This is a genomic window from Christiangramia echinicola DSM 19838 (genome assembly GCF_000423065.1).
Lineage (GTDB): Bacteria > Bacteroidota > Bacteroidia > Flavobacteriales > Flavobacteriaceae > Christiangramia > Christiangramia echinicola.
In genome coordinates this window covers 95,316-114,993 of sequence record NZ_AUHG01000012.1, presented here as the reverse complement: position 1 = coordinate 114,993, position 19,678 = coordinate 95,316, and the positions used below count along the sequence as shown (strand labels likewise).

Annotated in this window: 21 protein-coding genes; 8 read left to right on the top strand and 13 right to left on the bottom strand. The window is 36.4% G+C overall.

Features of this window, described 5'->3' with window-relative positions:
- Positions 1 to 101: 101 nt before the first annotated feature.
- Positions 102 to 671: a hypothetical protein gene (locus tag G530_RS0109800; protein WP_026934367.1), complete on the top strand. Its 570-nt coding sequence runs from the start codon at positions 102 to 104 to the stop codon at positions 669 to 671.
- Between the two features lie 128 nt (positions 672 to 799).
- On the opposite strand, the gene G530_RS0109795 is transcribed toward G530_RS0109800, so the two are convergent.
- The 13 genes from G530_RS0109795 to G530_RS0109735 form a co-directional block, all read right to left on the bottom strand.
- Complete coding sequence (locus G530_RS0109795; protein ID WP_026934366.1) at positions 800 to 1,516, bottom strand: hypothetical protein; 717 nt, start codon at positions 1,514 to 1,516, stop codon at positions 800 to 802.
- An 83-nt stretch (positions 1,517 to 1,599) separates the two neighbouring features.
- Positions 1,600 to 2,160: a 4'-phosphopantetheinyl transferase superfamily protein gene (locus G530_RS17350; RefSeq protein ID WP_026934365.1), complete on the bottom strand. Its 561-nt coding sequence runs from the start codon at positions 2,158 to 2,160 to the stop codon at positions 1,600 to 1,602.
- Positions 2,157 to 2,411 carry an acyl carrier protein gene (locus G530_RS0109785; protein WP_026934364.1) on the bottom strand — a complete coding sequence of 85 codons (255 nt, stop codon included), beginning with the start codon at positions 2,409 to 2,411 and terminating at the stop codon, positions 2,157 to 2,159. The genes G530_RS17350 and G530_RS0109785 overlap by 4 nt, the downstream gene beginning before the upstream one ends.
- Before the next feature lie 10 nt (positions 2,412 to 2,421).
- A complete protein-coding gene (locus G530_RS0109780) occupies positions 2,422 to 3,696 on the bottom strand; it encodes a beta-ketoacyl-[acyl-carrier-protein] synthase family protein (RefSeq protein WP_026934363.1) in 1,275 nt (424 codons plus the stop codon).
- A complete protein-coding gene (locus tag G530_RS0109775; RefSeq protein ID WP_026934362.1) occupies positions 3,697 to 4,143 on the bottom strand; it encodes a 3-hydroxyacyl-ACP dehydratase FabZ family protein in 447 nt (148 codons plus the stop codon).
- A complete protein-coding gene (locus tag G530_RS0109770) occupies positions 4,144 to 4,938 on the bottom strand; it encodes an enoyl-ACP reductase FabI (protein WP_026934361.1) in 795 nt (264 codons plus the stop codon).
- Positions 4,932 to 5,984, bottom strand: coding sequence for a type III polyketide synthase (locus G530_RS0109765; protein ID WP_026934360.1), 1,053 nt, complete (start codon positions 5,982 to 5,984; stop codon positions 4,932 to 4,934). Before G530_RS0109765 ends, G530_RS0109770 begins: the two co-directional genes overlap by 7 nt.
- On the bottom strand, positions 5,981 to 6,709 hold the full coding sequence (locus G530_RS0109760) for a methyltransferase domain-containing protein (RefSeq protein WP_026934359.1): 729 nt from the start codon (positions 6,707 to 6,709) through the stop codon (positions 5,981 to 5,983). The genes G530_RS0109765 and G530_RS0109760 overlap by 4 nt, the downstream gene beginning before the upstream one ends.
- The gene (locus tag G530_RS0109755) at positions 6,702 to 7,829 is read right to left on the bottom strand and encodes an NAD(P)/FAD-dependent oxidoreductase (RefSeq protein WP_026934358.1); all 1,128 of its coding nucleotides are present in this window, start codon (positions 7,827 to 7,829) and stop codon (positions 6,702 to 6,704) included. Before G530_RS0109755 ends, G530_RS0109760 begins: the two co-directional genes overlap by 8 nt.
- 79 nt (positions 7,830 to 7,908) lie before the next feature.
- The gene (locus G530_RS0109750) at positions 7,909 to 8,613 is read right to left on the bottom strand and encodes a YiaD family glycine zipper/OmpA-like lipoprotein (RefSeq protein WP_026934357.1); all 705 of its coding nucleotides are present in this window, start codon (positions 8,611 to 8,613) and stop codon (positions 7,909 to 7,911) included.
- A gap of 19 nt (positions 8,614 to 8,632) precedes the next feature.
- Positions 8,633 to 9,112 carry a lipocalin family protein gene (locus tag G530_RS0109745; RefSeq protein ID WP_026934356.1) on the bottom strand — a complete coding sequence of 160 codons (480 nt, stop codon included), beginning with the start codon at positions 9,110 to 9,112 and terminating at the stop codon, positions 8,633 to 8,635.
- An 81-nt stretch (positions 9,113 to 9,193) separates the two neighbouring features.
- The gene (locus G530_RS17520; RefSeq protein WP_026934355.1) at positions 9,194 to 9,355 is read right to left on the bottom strand and encodes a DUF1328 family protein; all 162 of its coding nucleotides are present in this window, start codon (positions 9,353 to 9,355) and stop codon (positions 9,194 to 9,196) included.
- A gap of 132 nt (positions 9,356 to 9,487) precedes the next feature.
- The gene (locus G530_RS0109735; RefSeq protein ID WP_051199754.1) at positions 9,488 to 11,494 is read right to left on the bottom strand and encodes an alpha-ketoacid dehydrogenase subunit alpha/beta; all 2,007 of its coding nucleotides are present in this window, start codon (positions 11,492 to 11,494) and stop codon (positions 9,488 to 9,490) included.
- 128 nt (positions 11,495 to 11,622) lie between these two features.
- Here G530_RS0109735 and G530_RS0109730 point away from each other — a divergent pair, with 128 nt between their 5' ends.
- The 7 genes from G530_RS0109730 to G530_RS0109700 all read left to right on the top strand — a co-directional run bounded on the left by G530_RS0109730 (position 11,623) and on the right by G530_RS0109700 (position 19,664).
- Positions 11,623 to 12,573 (top strand): isopenicillin N synthase family dioxygenase, encoded by a 951-nt coding sequence (locus tag G530_RS0109730; protein ID WP_026934353.1) that lies wholly within the window; start codon positions 11,623 to 11,625, stop codon positions 12,571 to 12,573.
- 2 nt (positions 12,574 to 12,575) lie between these two features.
- Positions 12,576 to 12,932 carry a translation initiation factor gene (locus tag G530_RS0109725; protein WP_026934352.1) on the top strand — a complete coding sequence of 119 codons (357 nt, stop codon included), beginning with the start codon at positions 12,576 to 12,578 and terminating at the stop codon, positions 12,930 to 12,932.
- A gap of 27 nt (positions 12,933 to 12,959) precedes the next feature.
- Positions 12,960 to 13,889, top strand: a complete 930-nt coding sequence (locus tag G530_RS0109720) for a DUF1835 domain-containing protein (protein ID WP_026934351.1) — start codon at positions 12,960 to 12,962, stop codon at positions 13,887 to 13,889.
- A gap of 1 nt (position 13,890) precedes the next feature.
- Positions 13,891 to 14,760 carry a nucleoside phosphorylase gene (locus tag G530_RS0109715; RefSeq protein ID WP_026934350.1) on the top strand — a complete coding sequence of 290 codons (870 nt, stop codon included), beginning with the start codon at positions 13,891 to 13,893 and terminating at the stop codon, positions 14,758 to 14,760.
- Between the two features lie 73 nt (positions 14,761 to 14,833).
- Positions 14,834 to 16,888, top strand: coding sequence for a polyphosphate kinase 1 (gene ppk1 / locus G530_RS0109710; protein ID WP_026934349.1), 2,055 nt, complete (start codon positions 14,834 to 14,836; stop codon positions 16,886 to 16,888).
- Complete coding sequence (locus G530_RS0109705; RefSeq protein WP_026934348.1) at positions 16,885 to 17,736, top strand: substrate-binding domain-containing protein; 852 nt, start codon at positions 16,885 to 16,887, stop codon at positions 17,734 to 17,736. The genes ppk1 and G530_RS0109705 overlap by 4 nt, the downstream gene beginning before the upstream one ends.
- A 251-nt stretch (positions 17,737 to 17,987) precedes the next feature.
- Positions 17,988 to 19,664, top strand: coding sequence for a hypothetical protein (locus G530_RS0109700; RefSeq protein ID WP_026934347.1), 1,677 nt, complete (start codon positions 17,988 to 17,990; stop codon positions 19,662 to 19,664).
- Positions 19,665 to 19,678: the final 14 nt, after the last annotated feature.

Below are 19,678 nucleotides of genomic sequence, written 5' to 3'. Positions count from 1 at the left end.
GAACCTTAGCCTAATTAAGTAGAATTTCAGTCTCTTTGAAAGTCAGGATTCAGATATGATTTATATGTATTATATTTAAATTTCAACTAACCAAACCAAAAATGAATACTATTGTAAAAAGAGCCATAGTAGGAGGTGTTGTATCTACCCTGGTTATGGCAGCGGGAACTTTTATTCTAGGACAGATTTCAGGATATAAGGCTATGGAGTTACTTAAGAATTCCATGTCTGGCATCAATATGTTATGCAATACTGTGATACTTGGGTCTACCACTATTCTTGCACTTATGTTAACCTTGCTCGGTCTAAGCAGATCATCAGAATCAAGATTAACAGACAGGCATTACAAGGATGTGCTTATGATAGCAAAATCTGATACTATATTAATTGTTGCTGCTGTAATAACATTTCTAATGCTAAATCTACCAATACGGGAATCTGAAGGCGTGGACTCTGCCTGGTATGATACTATCTATTATATAAGTCTGGGAATGGCATCCCTGTTAGGAGGAGGATTTATAGCGGTTGTTATGATGCTATATGGTACGATAACAAATGTCATTTTAATTGTAGGACTGAATATAAAGGATCATCCTTTAATCTCTTCTGAAGACGCTAAGGAAGCAGAGAAAAAGGAAAATGAAATGGAAGAAAAAAGAAAACAAGAATGAAATTCCTGAAAAAGTGAAAAGGGCGTTTTGAAAGAAATTCTTTTGACGGATTTGCTGAATTCAAGGCAATCATGGTCAAAAATACTCTTCCGAAACAGCCCTTTCGGGAAAATTATTTTCTGCGTAAATTAACTTTTACCTAATTTATTTAAAATATCTATCTGCTCTCCTTCTTCAAGGTTAAAGCCTGGTTTTCCTTTTCTTGGAAATAAGAAACTAAATGGAGTATCAAAAGCAGCCCAGCTCTCAGCCAGTCCAAAATCGTTATTCTCATTTTTCTTTTCAGGACGAATAAAAGTGTTTAGTTCAGAATCATAGTCAGAACCTACGGCATCTTCACCTGGAAATAGCATTCCGTCATTGATTTCAGTATAAACCACGACCGAAGCACCTTCGTTACCTGGAAGGTCAAAAATATTAATATCAAAACTATCCAGGGATTTATCTTTTCCTGTGATATCTTTTGTTTTAAAATCGTCTTTGAAATTGTTTCTTGGATGAGCAAAGATCGGAGCACCTCCGGCATCTTCAGAAATGGTTTTGAGATCTGCATATGCAGATTTTAAAACTGCATCACAGGTAATCAAAATACCTTTAATATTATATCCTTCTTCTACTAATTTCTTTACTGCATCTTTTGTAGATTTCTCTACAACATCTATTAGCAGCATATCTCTTCGGTTAAGGTGTCTAATTGCATATCCCTGATTAAAAACACCATTTTCTTTTTCTCCTTTTATTACAAAAGTATCAGGGATCAATTTTAAAAATTTACCTGTTTCACCTTGTTGAATAAACTCAGCCGACTGGCTATGAATCACCTCCATCTTATCTACTGTCTTCATATATAAATGATTTTTTAATTGATGATTGAAGATACAAAACAAGGCACGAGAGGTCAAACTAGTTTTTAAATGTTTAACTGCTTTTAGGAGTTAATTAACGGAATGGCAAAAGCTGTAAAATTCCCGTGATGACTTAGTGAAATTGGTAATTTTTTTGGTGAGTTTTTTAAGGGAATAGAAGGAACTCCATTAAAGTCTTTATAGAGTTTAATCTCATCCATTTCAATTGAATTTATGGATAAAAATCTAGCGAGTAGCTCAGATCTTGAAGTCTGCCCATTGAAAAAGGCCATCTGGATTAACGCCCCACTGGAAGTAATACTATGAATATATTCAGAAGTGGTTTGAACATCAATACTATATTCAAATGATCCTATACTTACCTTACCAGAATTTTCTTGATGAAAATATTGACATTCATATGATCTGGGATTCAATTTTCGTGGAAGATCATATATTCTCTGATGCGCTTTATAAGCCGCTTCTTTCATGGACCATAAGATCCATAAATGTAGTTCAGGATCCTGAGAATTGAGAATTAGAGATCTCTCAAATTCGGTGAATACCTTATCTATAAATCTAGTATCATCAGACTTCCCCTCGGCTCTGGCAATTTTCAGATCTATGATATCATTACCAATCATCTGGTCATCAATTTCCTTTCAATAATGGATTTTGCGTCTCCCACCGTCAGCATACCTTCCATAGAGTCATTATCGATCTCAATATCGAATTCGTCTTCCACATCTAACACAACATCTACCAGGTTTGCTGAATTGATCTGGAGATCGTTTAGAAAATCAGTCTCTTCCTGAAAATTCTTTAAACCTTCCAGCCTTTGTACATAAGGCTCCACGATCTTTTTAATTTTATTAATGATCTCTTTATCACTCATAGCAAAATAATTAAGTAATATATCTTTTAAATATGGTCACGGCATTCACATCTCCGAAACCAAAACTGGCCTTGGCCAAAATATTAATTTTTCTTTCAATTTTAGCATCAGGAATACTTTCAGCATCGATCAATTTTAAAATATCAGGATGTTTATCCTCACCATTTAAATTCCCGAATATATACTCATTATAGATTTCAAGTACCGAGGCAATGCATTCTATGGAACCTGAAGCACTCAAACAATGGCCTGTCATACCTTTAAGAGAATTAATATAGGGGAAATCTTCACCCCTGCGATTTAAGGCTCTGGTCCAATTGTCAATTTCTACTGAATCTCTTGTTGTTGCCGTTAAATGTCCATTAATAGAATCGATCTCGTTAGGATCGACATCAGAATTTTTCAATGCATTTTGAATACACCTGATAACAGCTTCATTATTTGCAGCGGTCATGCTTCCTTCTGCCCTTTGACCTCCACTATTTACTTCGCCTCCTAATACTTCACAATATATCCTTGCCCCTCTTTCTAAAGCTGAATCAAGATCTTCCAACACCAGAGCTCCTGCTCCACTACCCGGAACAAATCCTGAAGCACTCTCGCTCATGGGCCTGGAAGCTTTTTCAGGATCATCATTATATTTATTCGGTAATATCCTCATTGCGTCAAAACCTCCCCATATATATGGGCCGTGATCGCTGCAGCTTCCAACCAGCATACGTTTTGCTTTTCCAGACTGGATCCTTTCAAACCCCATCAAAAGAGCTTCTGTTCCTGTGGTACAGGCTGAGGAATTGGTTGTCACCTGGTTCCCGCAACCAAGAATACCTCCGAGATAGGCACTAATTCCGCTAGCCATGGTTTGCATCACACTGGTACTTCCAAGTCGTCTGGTTTTCCCTTCATCTATTAGATGTATGGCCTCACGGAATTTATCCACACCAAGGATACCAGTTCCAAATATAATCCCGGAATCCCAGTCTGGAGATTCGGTTTCCAATATATCCAGGCCAGCATCATTCCACGCATCTACCCCTGAAATCACCCCATAAACAATCCCGCTACTATTTAATCCACGAAGTTGTAAAGGGGTAAAGTATTTGTTCAATAGTTCTTTAGAAATCTCTGGTTTGCCTGCTATCTGGCAACTAAAATTCAAGTCTTGTAACTGGGGGAAAAAACGAATACCGCTTTTCATTTGCTTCAATGCATTATTGAAATTTGAAAGACCTACGGCATTGGGTGCTGCAACGCCCATTCCAGTTATAACAACTCGTTTTGGCATTTATTCTTCGTATTTATTTTTCAGGATCATTCCTGAGATTGTTCCTCTACAAACCAGGGAATCTTCTGAATTGAACATTTCAACGCGACATTTTAGTTTATTGAATCTAAAATACTGTTTAGTTGAAACTACCTTTACTTTTTCTCCGGGATAAACAGGTTTTAGAAACTCCATGTCTGTTGAAGTCAAGGCGATCTTAGCTTTTCTTTTATCATCGTCTTCTTTATTTAGAAGATGAATACCAAGGCATACTACCCCAATTTGAGCCATGCATTCAGTTAAAATAACTCCCGGAGTTACTGGGTGATTTTTGAAATGACCTTTATAAAATTCTGAATTTGCAGAAAAAGTATATGATCCCTCTATAGAATCAGCATCTATTTTAAGGATCTCATCCACAAAAAGAAAAGGATCAGAATAAGGTAATTGTTCAAGTATTTCCTGCATTTACATTAAGTGTTCTCCACCATTTACAGGAATAATAGTTCCGGTGATCCAGCCAGCTTCATCTTTACTTAAAAGATAAACTACGTTAGCTACATCATCGGGTACGGTGAGTCTTCTAAACGGATTGTGCTTCAAGGCATGAACCCTAAGAGTTTCATTTCCGGGGATCATCTGGAAAGACCTGGTAACCGTTATTCCCGCCTGTATACAGTTTGCTCTAATCCCATGCCTGGCAAACTCTAAAGCCATACTTCTAGTAAGTGCTTCCAGGGTAACCTTTGCAGCAGATACCGCCGCATAATTTTTCCATGCTTTTTTATTTCCGTCGCTGGTGAATGAAATTACCCGGGCATCTTTAGTAAAAAGATCATTTCTAAATATCGCCTGAGTCCAGTCGTATAAGCTTATTGCCATGGCGTCTATAGTTAACTGGAAATCTATATTTTCTAGAATGCCTTCTTCGCCTAACATTGGTTTAAGGTTTCCTTTCGCTATACTATGCAAAAGGGTTCTTATTTTCCCATTTTCACCAAGGAGATTCTTTATTTTACCTACTAATTCTTCTCTGCTTTCCTTTCTAACTGCATCGGCATTAAAACTTTCAAATTGCACTCCAGATTCACGAATTTCATCAAAAGCCTCTTCAATATCCGGAACTTCACTTCTTCGATCCCGGTGAATTATGATGATATTCATACCATGTTTGGCGAGTTTCTTTGCACTGGCATACCCCAGACCACTACTTCCGCCAAGAATAAGTGCCCAGTAATTCTGATCTTTAAATTCTGCTACCATTCTATTAAAATTCTTTGTGCTGAAAATCCCGGACCAAAACTGAGCATTATCCCCTGCTCTCCTTTCGGAATATCTTTATCAAGAAATCGCTCGAGTACATACAGAACTGTTGCACTACTCATATTGCCATATAAACGCAATACTTCCCGGGTATCGTCAATATTCTTTCCTAAGTTACCAAAAAGATCAGAAACCGTCTGTACAATTTTCCGACCTCCTGGATGAAATATCAAATGCTCCACGTTTTCTATTGAAGTATTATGCCTTCTTAAAAATGGATGTATGATCTCAGGAAAATGTTCTGAAATCGTTGAAGGAACTTCTGGATCCAAGATCATTTGTAAACCACTATTTTTTAGATCGAATCCCATCATATGGGTAGCGTTATAAAAATGGTACATTTCCTCTCCAATTATTTTAGGACCCTGAATATTCTCTTCTGAAGACATTAGAACGCAAGCTGCGCCATCACCGAAAATTGCTGCACTCACCATGTTTGCCATACTGTAATCATCCAGTTGAAAAGTTGCTGAAGGGCTTTCAACGGCTATTACCGCAGCACGTTTTCCAGGATTGGCTTTTAAAAAATTATAAGCATAGATCATTCCTGATATTCCTGCAGCACAACCCATCTCGGTTACAGGAAGGCGTGTGATATCCTGTCTAAGATCAAGTTCATTGATTAGATACGCATCTAAGGATGGTATCATTATACCGGTGCAACTCACCGTAATTATATAGTCCAGAGAATCTGGTTTCCAGTTAGAATTATTTAAAGCCTTTTTTAGAACGTTATTACCTAATTTTTTGACTTCCCTTATATATATATTGTTTTTATCCTCAAATGAAGTATTGGTAAATACTTCCTCTGGTGACATTATAGAATATCTCTTATCAACTCCTGCGCTCTCAAAGATCTTAAGGATCTTTCGCCGGAATCTTTCTTCCTGCCCATCTAACCATTGCTCTACAAAAGGAAGAATATCCCTGGTTTCTCTGGAATATTGAGGTAATTCTTTTTCGACCTTTACAATTTTTACACTCATAAGTTATTAGGTTCTTTTTCTATGATCCATTGATATCTAAATGCCCATTTCCACCTTATAGAGTGGTTTTTCGCCAGAATTTGTTTTTTATATCTGTTAAGATCAGCTCTCTTGAAACCTCTTAAAATAGAAATAAGGCCATCTTTCCTGGCAATCTCATTATCTACAAATACTCCACAAAAGGCTTTGAATAATATATAGGCTGCACTGCTGCGATGAAGATCATTAATTATTACTCCTGTATTTGATTGAACGTATAATTGATTTAATAGATTGATGATCTGTGAATCCTTAAAATGGTGCAAGGTTAAGGTACAAAGGATTATATCGAAATTCAGTTTTCGAAATTCTTCACTAAAAATGTTCAGGCTTCTGAAGCTAATTTCAGAATATTCTGCTGAAAGATCTTCAGCAATTGCTATGGCATGGGTGTTTGCATCGATCCCAACCAGTTCCAGATTATATCCATTTTTTCTTCCCCAATCTGCAAGTTTCCTGAGAATTGTACCATTACCACAACCAATATCGGCGATGCTAATAGTATTTTTTGGCGATCCCTTTTGAAGAAGTTTTTCCACTCCTTTAATGGTGATCTTATTTCCTCCTAACCAGGAATTAATGTTATCGAGATCATTAAGCGTCCTACCAAGTTCTTCGCCCTGTAAGTCGAAATCATCCATGATCTCGCTTTCATCGGTTCTCTTAGAAGTATCTATCTTAAACATAAACAGGTTTTCCGTGCGTACTTTTAATAATATGGGGTATTACTCCCGGGAACCGACGAATAATGCTTTGTGATAAGTTTGATAATGAATCATTTAGCAAAACTCTTTGTAAAATCCTGCCGGCTTTTATTCGTTTATTGAAATTTTTACCCCAGCCAACCTGGTAATTATTTTCTACATCCAATCTACTAAAAGATTTGTTCTTATAATATTGATCGATTTCGTTAGCTGCCATTTTCGCACTGTGAATAGCCATCGCCATACCATTACCACATAAAGGATGAATGAGTCCGGCCGAATCTCCTATCATAATGATATGATCATCTATCAAGGTCTTCTTTTCGAAATTCACCTGGGCTATAGTCAATTCTTTATCAAATATCATTTCAGAATTTTCAAAGAATTCTTTTAGACGTGGATTTCTCATTAATACTTCATTCTTATAGTCAACCGTATTTTTGTACCTCTTAAAACTAGAATAAGTAGCCAGATAACATACATTAATAGAATTCATCTCAGTCCTGGAAAGACCACAGTAGCCTCCCTTAAAATTATGCAGGGAAACCAGTTCTTCCGGATATTTTGAATTTTTGTAGTGAGCTTTTACCGCGAGCCATCCCGCCTGGTTTTTGAAGAAATCACGCTCCAGCTTTTTATCTATATTAGACCGTTTACCAAAAGCTCCTAATACAAAATCTGAGTGATATTCTTCATTATTTCCACAGTTCACCCTAAAGTTATTTTCAGTGAAGATCACCTCATTAACGGCGGAAAAAACAATTGTACAACCTAGGCCGATCGCTTTTTTATATAGATGTTGATCTAATCCAAATCTACTAATTCCGATACCGCCCATATCCAGATCACAATTAATAAGATTACCAGGGCATGAAGAATATTCCAGTTTATTTATTTTGGGAGCAGCTAAACAACTTAATTCGATTCCCAGGGAGTTTAGATAAGGCTGGACTTCATTCGATAAATATTCGCCACAAACTTTATGATGCGGATATTCATTTTTTTCGAATAAGGTTACTTCAACTCCTTTTAGGCGTAGGTCAATCGCCGCAGTTAATCCTGCAAGTCCACCTCCAATAATTATAACCTGGGTCTTTTTCACCTTATCAATTTACTTAAAAGAATAAAAAAATCCCGGAATAGTTCCGGGATTTAAATTAAAGTTCACAAAGTTGACTTTTTTAATTCTCTTCTTTCTGTTCAGCTTCTTTCTTAGCTTGCTCCTTAAGCTCCTCATTAGCAACAATAGCAAGTTCCACTCTACGGTTCTTTGAACGACCTTCTGCAGTAGAATTATCATATTTTGCCTGAGTTTCACCATACCACTTTGTAGTAAACCTGCTTTTATCTATTCCAGCATCTACAAGATAACCGGTTACGGCCTGTGCTCTGTTTTTTGAAAGAGTGAGGTTATAACTATCACTACCGGTATTATCTGTATGACCTTCTACCAATACGTTAGAATTAGGATATTCTTTAAATATATCGGCCAGTTTATTAAGTGTAGCTTGAGACTTGGAGTTGATATTGTATTTCTCCGTATCAAAATATACACCACTGGATTCATCAAAAGTTACATTAATACCTTCACCTACACGCTCTACTTCAGCTCCAGGGATCTCTTCTTCGATTTGCTTAGCCTGCTTATCCATACGATCACCAATGATCGCACCGGCAGCACCACCTACAACACCTCCTATAATAGATCCTAAGGCAGTATTTCCGTCACCGGTATTATTACCAATAACACCACCTATCACGGCTCCACCAGTTGCGCCAATCACGGCTCCTTTTTGTTTATTATTCGCATTCTTAGTCGCTTCACAACCAAATAAAAGGCTGGATACTACCAGTATTGCGAACATTTTATTGAAAATTGTCTTCATAGCTTGTTTGATTTATTTATTATTTTGAAAAATTCATTCTTATAGTAAATGGAGATCCATCTAAACTTACAGTCTGCTCCCATACCATATTTGTATCAGTTAAACTTTTAAGATTCATCCTGAATCCCTGATTACCTGTGGTAGATTTATAATCATCGTTCGTAGGTTTCAAAAGAAAATCATAAACACCTGTTGGTGTGTTTTCTTCATCAATAGACCAGATGAAATAATTTGTATTTCCATCACACCCTACACCACTTACAGTATATGTGCCACGATTGTTATTCGACACAAAATCCCAGGTACTATTCTCAAAACAGGAAGCCGAAGCCTCATTGAATAGAGTTACATTAAAATCCCCAGGATTACTAGGATAGGTAATACTGGTTAATGTCCAGTCACCGTCGAAAGTTTTTCGAGCTTCTTTGGCCACTTTACTGGTTCCGCCACATGAGGCTATTAAAGCAGCTACGGCAAATAAAATTAAATACTTCTTCATTGTAGATTTGATTTAAAATAAAAATCCAATGTGTATTATGGTATGCATAAAACACATTGGATTGTATTAAATGATTGTTTTCTATCTTCTGAATAGTCTGCTTAGAAGTGAAATCACTAACAGAACCAAGAAAATATAAAATATAATCTTCGCAATATCTGCTGCTCCTTCAGCAACTCCACCGAAACCAAAGATTGCGGCAATGATTGCGATAATCAGAAAAATAACGATTAAACGTACCATAATTAATATGTTTTAATTGATTAGTCAAATCTAAATTACAGTAGCAACTCACCTTCAACAAAAGATTATTAATAATTTAACAGTGGTTTTGTTAAGGGTTCTTAATTAATCGTGGTTTAATAATAAAGCTTATTAATATTCTATTAAATCCTGTAGTTTATCTCTGAACCTATCTTTAGGTAGATATTCTTTCTCAAGGTTTTGAGCAAATGGGATTGGAGTTTCAAGACTACCTACTCTCATTACAGGAGCATCAAGACTCTCAAAACAATTTTCAGATATTAGCGCAGCTATTTCTGAGGCTAAACTTCCAAATAATGAATCTTCAGTTAAAATGATCGCTTTTCCAGTTTTGGTCACAGATTCACAAATACTATTTACATCTAAAGGCTGTAAACTTCTAAGGTCAATGAGTTCTACATTATTATAGCCCATTTCTTCAATAATCTCTAATGCCCAGTGAACACCGGCACCATAAGTAATAATACTTGCCTGAGAACCTTCTTTTATTATTGAAGCTTTACCAAATGGCAGCGTATAGTAATCTACAGGCACATCCTGCCTGATACTCCTGTATAATGCCTTATGCTCAAAGAAAAGTACCGGGTTAGGATCATTAAAGGCCGTATTTAATAAACCTTTCGCATCGTAAGGGAAAGCAGGATAAACAACTTTTAATCCAGGTATTTTGGTAAACCATGCTTCATTCGTCTGGCTGTGGAATGGACCTGCTCCTACTCCACCACCACAAGGCATTCTTATTACGACATCAGCATTCTGATCCCATCTGTATTTAATTTTCGCCAGGTAATTTACAATAGGGTTGAAACCAGAACTTACAAAATCGCTGAACTGCATTTCTACCATCGCCTTCATGCCATTAATAGAAAGCCCCATGGCTGTTCCAACAATAGCAGACTCGCAAATAGGAGTATTTCTAATTCGGTCTTTTCCAAATTCTTCTGAAAAACCTTCGGTAATCTTAAAAACACCTCCGTAATCGGCGATATCCTGACCCATGAGCACCAGATTATCATGGCGCTGCACAGATTCTTTTAATGCCCTGGAAATTGCATCTACATAGCGTATGTTTTCCTTTTCTGAATCAGCACTAACTTCCTGGTATACAAATTTTTCGAACACATCATTCAATTCTTTAGTTGAATTAGATTCAATAGAATTTTCAGAAAAAGCAAGTTGAAGGTTTTCATCAATTTCAGCTTGTATATCCTTTCTTATTTCATTCAATAATTCATCATTAAGAATTCCCTTATCATAAAGATGCTGTTGAAAATTCATGATGGGATCTTTTTGTTCCCACTCATCCATTAATTTCTGAGGAACATATTTGGTACCACTAGCCTCTTCATGCCCACGCATTCTGAAGGTCTTAAATTCAATTAAGACAGGTCGTGGATCTACCCTCATGCTTTCGGTTATTCCTGAAATCTTCTCATATACTTCGAGGATGTTATTCCCATCAATAATATGGGATTCCATACCATATCCAGCACCTCTATCTGCAAGGTCCTTACAGCGGAATTGTTCTGTCGTTGGAGTGGATAATCCGTAGCCGTTATTTTCTATGCAAAATAGAACCGGAAGATCCCATACCGAAGCAATATTCAAAGCCTCGTGAAAATCTCCTTCACTGGTACCTCCTTCTCCTGTAAACACAGCTGAAACCTTTTGTTCGTTTTTTAATATATGCCCTAGAGCAATACCATCTGCAACACCCATTTGAGGTCCAAGGTGAGAGATCATACCAACTATTTTAAATTCCTGAGTTCCAAAATGAAAACTACGATCCCTACCTTTTGTGAAGCCGGAAGCTTTCCCTTGCCATTGAGAAAACAGGCGATTTAAAGGTATATTTCTACTCGTGAATACGCCAAGATTTCTATGCATGGGGAGTATATATTCATCTTCCTGCATAGCTTTGGTGACTCCAACAGAAATAGCTTCCTGTCCAATCCCGCTAAACCATTTGGAAATCTTTCCCTGTCTTAAAAGAATTAGCATTTTCTCTTCTATCATTCTGGGCTTCAGCATTGAAGAATACAGATCTAATAATTTTTCCTGGGAATAGCCATAATCATTGAAAATGATTGACTGAGAATGGGGTTTATTGGAGACCATAAAATAAGTTTATGAATCAAATGTAATTAAATTTCCATTTGCTAAGAAAAATATAAAGAATAAGCATATCGCCTAATTTTACTTAACTTTGCCTGTTACCATAAATTTAAATACTTCTAAAAATGGCAATGAATAATATCCCAAGCGTGAATCTTGCAGATTTTCTATCTGACGATCCTAAACGCAAAGAGAAATTTGTAAACGAGATTGGTAAAGCTTATGAAGAAATAGGCTTCGTGGCATTAAAAAATCACTTTTTAAGTGATGAGCTTGTTGAAGAATTGTACAAAGAAGTAAAATCATTTTTTGAACTTCCTTTAGAAACTAAACAGAAATATGAGATCGAAGGTCTTGCTGGCCAGAGAGGATATATTTCTTTTGGAAAGGAACATGCAAAAGGTAAAAAAGAAGGAGATCTTAAGGAATTCTGGCATTTTGGTCAGGAACCTTCAGAAGACGCTAATCTTACTGAAGAATATCCAGACAATGTAAAGGTTGAGGAATTAAAAGATTTTAATCATACCGGAATGGAAGCATATAGAATGCTTGAAAAAACTGGTATCTATGTACTAAGAGCTCTTGCCTTATATATTGGCCTTGATGAATTTTACTTTGATCATTGGGCTAGCAACGGAAACAGCATTTTAAGACCTATCCATTACCCTCCTATTCAGGAAGAGCCTAAAGGAGCGGTTAGAGCTGGAGCTCATGGAGATATAAACCTTATTACCTTATTAATGGGTGCTTCTACAGGTGGACTTCAGGTATTAAGAAAAGATGGAGAATGGATCGACGCTATTCCTCAGGAAGATGAACTGGTTATTAACGTTGGTGATATGTTAGAAAGACACACCAATAATAAGTTAAGGTCAACAATTCACAGAGTGATTAACCCGCCAAAGGAGGAATGGGGAAAACCTAGATATTCTATCCCTTTCTTTATGCATCCACGTAGTGAAATGAAACTGGATTGTCTTGAAGAATGTATAGATGAAGATCACCCAAAACAATATGAAGATATCACTGCCGGTGAATTTTTGAATCAGCGCCTTATAGAAATAGGACTGGCTAAAAAATAAATATGGCAAAAAAGAAATTAGGTCTGGAAGATCTCGGGGGTTTTGTTTTTTCTACAAACGATGATTTTGATGAATCTGAATATTCTAATGGTCAGTCACAGGAAGAACTTTCGCCGGGAGAACAGGAACTCGAAGCTCATTTTAGTAATAAAGGACGTGGAGGAAAAACCGTAACTATTATCAAAGGTTTTCAAGGTCCTGAAGAAGAACTTATTTCACTGGGCAAAATGTTGAAGAAAAAGTGTGGTGTTGGTGGTTCTACCAAAGAAGGTGAAATTATTATTCAGGGTGATGACCGGGAAAAAATAATGCAGATCCTGAAAAAAGAAGGTTATAATGTAAAGCGTGTTGGAGGTTAATCTAACACGCTTTTTTAATACATAAAAATGGATAAAAGGATCCTACACATTGTAAATGGTGATAGTTTGGCAGAGCAGATGCAGGAATTAAATTTGCCTGGCGAGCTTATCATATGGAGAGAATTACTTTGTGAAGGACCTACCCGGCAAGATATTAATTCTGAATTTTTTAAAATCAGAAAGAAATTTCTACGCAAAACCTATGATATCTCATCAGAGAATTATGAGGAAAGGTTTATAGCCGAAGTAAAAAAGTTGAAGACTTTTCAAGACTATGATGAAGTAGTTCTATGGTTTGAATTTGACCTGTTTTGCCATATTAATATGCTGGCGGCTATTAGTTGTCTGGACAAAAAGAATAAACCAGTACCTATCTCTCTGGTTTGCAGTAAAAAATTGAAGGGTGAAAAAGAGTTTCAACCTTTATCTCAACTCGGTCCAAAAGAACTAAAAAATCACTATCAGAACAGTATTAAGCTAAATACCGAAGATATTGAAGCTGCTTTGTTGATCTGGGAACTTTATTGCGGAGACAATCCATTGAAACTTAAGCCTCAGATAAAAGTCACCACTAATTTTGAATATTTATCCAGTTGTATCAGGGCACATATCGAGAGGTTTCCCAATAGTATAACGGGTATAAATACTCTAGAAAGAAATATCCTTAAACTTATAGAAAATCAAAATATTAAGAATCAAAACCATCTTCTTGGTTATGCTTTGCAATACCAGGGTTACTATGGATACAGTGATAACCAGATGAAAAGACTTCTGGATAAACTTGAAATTTTCTATAAGGATGATGGAGAAAAGCTTATTCTTTCTGAAAAGGGAGAACTGGTACTCGCCAATAAAAAGAATTTTTACAGAGATCTGAATAATGAAGAATATTTTGGAGGTGCCAAAATGTATGATTTCCTTTATGAAGCCGAATCTCACCGATTATTAAAATTATAAAATGAGTTTAAAAGCATCTGAACTAATCCTGAATGAAGACGGGTCTATATACCACCTCGGGCTTTTACCTGGAGATATAGCCAACACCGTTATAACTGTAGGCGATCCGGGAAGAGTTTCTACCGTAAGTGATCATTTTGATACTATAGAACTTAAAAAAGAAAAAAGAGAGTTCAACACCCATACAGGTACTTATAAAGGGAAACGAATTACCGTAATGTCAACGGGAATGGGAACAGATAATATCGATATTGCCTTAACAGAACTTGATGCCTTAGTAAATATAGATCTGAAAGCTAAGAAGATCAAAGATGAATTGTCCAGCCTTGATATTATTAGAATTGGTACTACCGGGTCTATTAGAAAAGAAATTCCTGTAGACGCGTTTATCATTAGTGAAATGGCCTTAGGTTTTGATGGTCTTATGCATTATTATAAGGACGATAGCTTTCTGAAAAATGATATTGCTGAAGCTTTTGTAGAACAAACAGGATGGTCTGCTAAAAAAGCCATGCCTTATGTGGTAGAAGGCGGAAAGGAACTTATTGAAAGACTAAGTTCCAGTTCTACAATCAAAGGGTTTACTGGCACCAATGTTGGTTTTTACGGTCCGCAGGCCAGGATATTAAGAGCTGATGTTCCAGACAGGGAAATGAATAATAAAATAAGCGATTTCATTTATAAAGGTTATTCAATTACCAACCTGGAAATGGAAACATCTGGAATCTACGGAATGGCAAAATTACTAGGACACAATGCAGTTTCTATGAACCTTGTATTGGCAAACCGTGCCTCTGGAGAATTTGCTGAAAACGCAAAGGAAATGATGGATAAACTAATAAAATACTGCCTGGAAAAGATCGTAACATAGCTGTCTTATTTAACAATATATTAAAAGCAAAGCATGGAGTACTTTGTATTTTTGATTAAACAAATCTAGATCCATGCAGCAACCTAATGATGACCGATTCAGACACCGAGATCTGAACTGGTTGAGTTTTAATGAGAGGGTTCTTCAGGAGGCCACGGATAAGATAAATCCTTTATACGAAAGGATCAAATTCCTGGCTATTTTCTCTTCAAATCTGGACGAATATTTCAGGGTTAGAGTTTCCCAGCTTCGACAGATGAAAAGGGTAAAAAAGAGCATACGTAAAAAACTAGCTCTCAGACCTTCCAGGATCACTAAACAGATCATTGAAAAGGTTAAAGATCAGCAAGATAGATTTGGTGATATTTATCACAAAGAGATCATTCCAGAACTTGCTGCAAATGGGATTCACATTTTAGATGCCAATCATTTTAAATCTGAACATAAGGAATTTCTAAGTTCATTCTTTAATACTAAAATTGAAAAGCACTTAAAACCTATAAGGCTTAATCTTAAAAAGGAAAACGAGCTCTTTTTAGAGAATTCAGTTCTATATTTCCTTATTACCTTTAAGAACGAGGATAATATTGCCGTAGTAAACATTCCCGTAGAGGATTGCGGTAGATTCGTTACTTTAAATAAAGATGATAATAACCATGAAATCACTTACCTGGATGAAATTATAAGGAATGAAGCCTATAAGATATTTCCGGAAGATGATATTAATGGAATTTATGAGATTAAATTATCCCGAGATGCTGAACTGTACATTGATGATATATACGAAGGTGTTCTCGCGGAGAAAATTTATAGCTCTCTAGAGCAGCGTACAGATGGACAGCCAACCAGGTTGCTTTACGACGCAAATATGCCCAAAGAGGTTCAAAAGAAGATCAGGAAATTACTGAAACTTGGGAAAATAGATATGATGCCAGGCGGGCAATATCATAATTTTAAGGATTTCTTCTCCTTCCCTAATCCTACTGATAATAAAAAATTACACTTTAAAGAATTACCTGCCTTACCACATAAAGTTCTGGACAAAAGCACAAATTACTTTAAGGACATCGCTAAGAAAGATCAGTCTTTACATTTTCCATTCATGTCCTTTTCTTATGTTGAAAAATTTGTGAAGATGGCCGCAGAAGATGACCAGGTGACCGAGATTAGTATTTCCTTATATCGCGTCGCAGATGAATCTGATCTTACCAATTCTTTGATGAAAGCCGTTGAAAATGGCAAGCGTGTAACCGTCTTTGTTGAAGCTAAGGCTAGATTTGATGAAGAAAATAACATAAGCTGGGGGCGAAAATTTGAAGAAAAGGGGGCGAATGTAATTTACAGTTATCCTAAAGTAAAAGTTCACTCCAAAATAATGCTAATTACCAGACAGGAAGGTGACAGGAAGATGCGTTACGCCTATATTGGAACAGGTAATTTTAATAGTGAAACTTCAGAGATCTATTGTGATCATGCTATTTTCACAGCTAACAGTAATATTACTAAGGAGCTCGAGAGACTTTTTAAAGTTCTTGAAGGCGAATTAATTATCCCCCGGGAAAAGAACCTATTGATCTCTCCATTTTCAACCAGACAGGAATTTATTAAACTCATTTACAACGAGATTGAAAACGCCAGAGCTGGTAAAAAGGCCAGGATCACAGCCAAGATGAATAGTCTTGAGGACCAGGAAATGATTGAACTTTTGTATAAGGCAAGTGATGCCGGTGTAGAGGTGAGAATGCTAATACGCGGATTCACCTGTTTAATTCCAGGTGTGAAGGGCTTGAGTGAAAATATCTATATAACTAGTGTAGTTGATAGATATTTGGAGCATGGCAGGATCTATCTTTTTGAAAATGACGGTAACGAGCTAATGTATTATGGTAGCGCAGATTGGATGAACAGGAATCTTGACAGAAGAATTGAAGTTATCTCCCCTGTACTTGATGAAGATGTAAAGAAAGAATTTAAGGATATACTGGAAATTCAACTTAGCGATAATGTAAAGGCAAGAATTCAAGATCCTGAGGAGACCAATCAATATGTGGAAAGGAAAAAAGGAGAAAAGAAGATTCGATCACAATATGAGATCTACGAATATCTAAAAGAAAAACATACATCATGAAAACAATAAGAGTTGGTGGTGTTCCGGAACATTTTAATCTTCCCTGGCACCTATGTATTGAAAATGATAAGTTTAAAAATGCAGGTGTCAATGTGATCTGGAAAGATTTTCCGGAAGGAACTGGTGCCATGTGTAAGGCTCTTAGATCTGGAGAAATTGATGTAGCAGTGATATTAACCGAAGGCGTTATTAGAGATATTATTAATAGTAACCCAAGCAAGATCATCCAGACATATATTGCCAGCCCTTTAATTTGGGGAATTCATGTAGATGCCCGTTCAAAATATAAAGATATCCAGGACCTTGAGGGAACTAAAGCTGCTATAAGTAGAGAAGGTAGTGGTTCTCATTTAATGGCTTATGTGAATGCACAACACAAGAACTGGGATTTAAATAAACTGGACTTCGAGATCATTAATAATCTAGAGGGAGCAATAAAGGCTTTAAAAAATGATGATGCTCAGTACTTCATGTGGGAACATTTTACAACAAAACCTCTGGTAGATGATTGTACCTTCAGGCTTGTTGCAGACTGCCCTACCCCATGGCCATGCTTTGTGATAGCTGCTACAGATGAATGTATTAAAAATGAATCTGAAGCTTTAAATTTGATGCTTCAGGTCCTTAATGCTGAAACCGAAAACTTCAAACTTCAAAAAAATATCGATATTCAGTTATCCGAAAGGTATCAGCAGAAATTAGAAGATATCAGAAAGTGGCTGGATCTTACCAGATGGAGCCAGACGCAAATTAGCGAAGAAGATCTTGAAATAGTTCAGAAAAATTTAATTGACCTGAATCTTATCAATAAAAAAGTAGCTATAGAAAATTTAACTCACGATCTATAAATTTTAAATAGGTGTAAACTCAATATAAATGCCATTCAGTCATTACTAATAGCCCTGAAATAAAGTGTTATTTAATTGATAATCAATTTATTGAAATTGAAACATTTACTTTGTATATTTGTTTCTGACTGAAATATCAGTGATATAATTTACCCGAATTCTCCCAACTCCCCCCCCTTTATTTTCCCCATTCACCTTGCTATTATAGCCTTTTAATCTATGCTTTTGTGTGAAACCAAAATGTAGATGTCATGAAAGCGAAGTATATTCTAGTAGCATTATGTTTCTTATTTGCAGGTCATACTGCAGATTCACAGATACTAAAAAAGCTTAAGAAGAAGGTAGAAAAAACTACTGAAAAGGTTCTCCTGAAAAAAACCGAACAACAAACCGAGAAAACAGTAGAAGGATCTATAGATGGAATTACTGGTAATGATAAAAACTCTAACAATGTTAAAGAAAATAGTCCAACTAGTTATTCTAAAAGTAAGAATGAGGCTAAGTTAATTAATACACATGCCAAGCAAGCTTTTTACACCTCAGATGTGATAGTAAAAACGTCTGATAGTAAGGGAAAAGGGAGTGAATATTATTTTGATAGTGATGAAATCGCTGCGCGTGGTGTAGCTCCCAATAGCGACAAACCCATCTTCATAGACAGTGAAGGCTTTCAATATGGATTTAATGAAGGTGAAAATCGCTGGGAAAAAACTGGACTAATGAAGTCTGACGCGATGTCTTTCATGATGCCAATGATGTCTATGGGAATTCTAAAGCTTCCTGCCGAACCATCTTTGAATGCTTCAAAAAAACTTAAGGAGCAGGGATTAAATATGAATACTTTCCAGATTGTTGAATGGGCTTTTATCTACAAACCTGAACATTTTAGATCTGAAGATTATGAGGAAACTACAGCCCCCTGCCCTGATGGCGGTGACTGCCCTAAATTTATTTATACAGATCCTGAATATAAGGGGTCCTGGGTACTTTTTGATAGCCAGGGACGCCTATCTGAAATCTATGCAAATGTAAATACACAGCAAACTCAGGGAGATGGAAGTTATAAGTTCACCTACCAACCCGTCTCGGTTAGTTTACCAGATGCCGTAGAGGTGAAAATGCCATTTCAAGACCTGTTTCTGGCCGGTGCGGATGCTACGCCTCCGGGAGAAAATAGTAGAGATCAGGGAATAGATAGTGGTGAGAACGTTGATAATGATTCTGCAGGTATATCTCATAAGAGCATGGACTCTATGACAAAAAACCTGGAAAACAGTGATCTTGGCACAGAAGATCTACCTGCAACCTATGAGTTTGATTGGAAATATAGATTAAAAATGGAAATGGAAAATCAAAAAAAAGATCCATTTGACCTCGTGGTTCTACTCAGGAAGAATACAAATTATCAGGGAATCTCAGTAGAAAATATGAATTCTGGTAGCCTGGATGGAGCGATGATGGTGTTTGATTTAACCATAAATGCCCTGGTTATGTTCATAGAATCTGGAGGTAGTAAGTTCCTTCAGATACATCCAATGCAAAAACCAAAAAAAGCTGATGATATTGGTGAATTAGAAATAAGAAAATTACCAGATAAAACTATCATGGGGTATAACAGTAAAGGGATGGAGATTGAAAATGATGAATTTATTGTTCAGGTATATCATACTACCGAAGCTCCTATCGAGATGAGCAATCTATTTAATTTTTCAGGACCTATGGACATGAATATGCCCGACATTGATCCCAGGCTGCTCAAACAATTTTCGGAAGGATTGGTCACAGAGATGCATTATATAGATAAAAAGAAGTCCAGGAACAATGTCGTATTAACCGGACAGTCTTTGAACCAGTTAAAAACCTCAATACATACAAATGAATACCAGAATATGAGCTTTATGGGTCAGCTTAAATCTAATAAGAATTAAATGTATCCACCCAC

Excerpts from the sequence above, each read along its gene's own strand:
- G530_RS0109770 (WP_026934361.1), bottom strand. The coding sequence starts at position 4,938 with ATGGTAGCAGAATTTAAAGATCAGAATTACTGGGCACTTATTCTTGGC.
- G530_RS0109705 (WP_026934348.1), top strand. The coding sequence starts at position 16,885 with ATGAAAACAATAAGAGTTGGTGGTGTTCCGGAACATTTTAATCTTCCC.
- G530_RS0109750 (WP_026934357.1), bottom strand. The coding sequence starts at position 8,613 with ATGAAGACAATTTTCAATAAAATGTTCGCAATACTGGTAGTATCCAGC.
- G530_RS0109715 (WP_026934350.1), top strand. The coding sequence starts at position 13,891 with ATGAGTTTAAAAGCATCTGAACTAATCCTGAATGAAGACGGGTCTATA.
- G530_RS0109780 (WP_026934363.1), bottom strand. The coding sequence starts at position 3,696 with ATGCCAAAACGAGTTGTTATAACTGGAATGGGCGTTGCAGCACCCAAT.
- G530_RS17350 (WP_026934365.1), bottom strand. The coding sequence starts at position 2,160 with ATGATTGGTAATGATATCATAGATCTGAAAATTGCCAGAGCCGAGGGG.
- G530_RS0109725 (WP_026934352.1), top strand. The coding sequence starts at position 12,576 with ATGGCAAAAAAGAAATTAGGTCTGGAAGATCTCGGGGGTTTTGTTTTT.
- G530_RS0109785 (WP_026934364.1), bottom strand. The coding sequence starts at position 2,411 with ATGAGTGATAAAGAGATCATTAATAAAATTAAAAAGATCGTGGAGCCT.
- G530_RS0109795 (WP_026934366.1), bottom strand. The coding sequence starts at position 1,516 with ATGAAGACAGTAGATAAGATGGAGGTGATTCATAGCCAGTCGGCTGAG.
- G530_RS0109775 (WP_026934362.1), bottom strand. The coding sequence starts at position 4,143 with ATGCAGGAAATACTTGAACAATTACCTTATTCTGATCCTTTTCTTTTT.
- ppk1 (WP_026934349.1), top strand. The coding sequence starts at position 14,834 with ATGCAGCAACCTAATGATGACCGATTCAGACACCGAGATCTGAACTGG.
- G530_RS0109765 (WP_026934360.1), bottom strand. The coding sequence starts at position 5,984 with ATGAGTGTAAAAATTGTAAAGGTCGAAAAAGAATTACCTCAATATTCC.
- G530_RS0109800 (WP_026934367.1), top strand. The coding sequence starts at position 102 with ATGAATACTATTGTAAAAAGAGCCATAGTAGGAGGTGTTGTATCTACC.
- G530_RS0109700 (WP_026934347.1), top strand. The coding sequence starts at position 17,988 with ATGAAAGCGAAGTATATTCTAGTAGCATTATGTTTCTTATTTGCAGGT.
- G530_RS0109760 (WP_026934359.1), bottom strand. The coding sequence starts at position 6,709 with ATGTTTAAGATAGATACTTCTAAGAGAACCGATGAAAGCGAGATCATG.
- G530_RS0109735 (WP_051199754.1), bottom strand. The coding sequence starts at position 11,494 with ATGGTCTCCAATAAACCCCATTCTCAGTCAATCATTTTCAATGATTAT.
- G530_RS0109730 (WP_026934353.1), top strand. The coding sequence starts at position 11,623 with ATGAATAATATCCCAAGCGTGAATCTTGCAGATTTTCTATCTGACGAT.
- G530_RS17520 (WP_026934355.1), bottom strand. The coding sequence starts at position 9,355 with ATGGTACGTTTAATCGTTATTTTTCTGATTATCGCAATCATTGCCGCA.
- G530_RS0109720 (WP_026934351.1), top strand. The coding sequence starts at position 12,960 with ATGGATAAAAGGATCCTACACATTGTAAATGGTGATAGTTTGGCAGAG.
- G530_RS0109745 (WP_026934356.1), bottom strand. The coding sequence starts at position 9,112 with ATGAAGAAGTATTTAATTTTATTTGCCGTAGCTGCTTTAATAGCCTCA.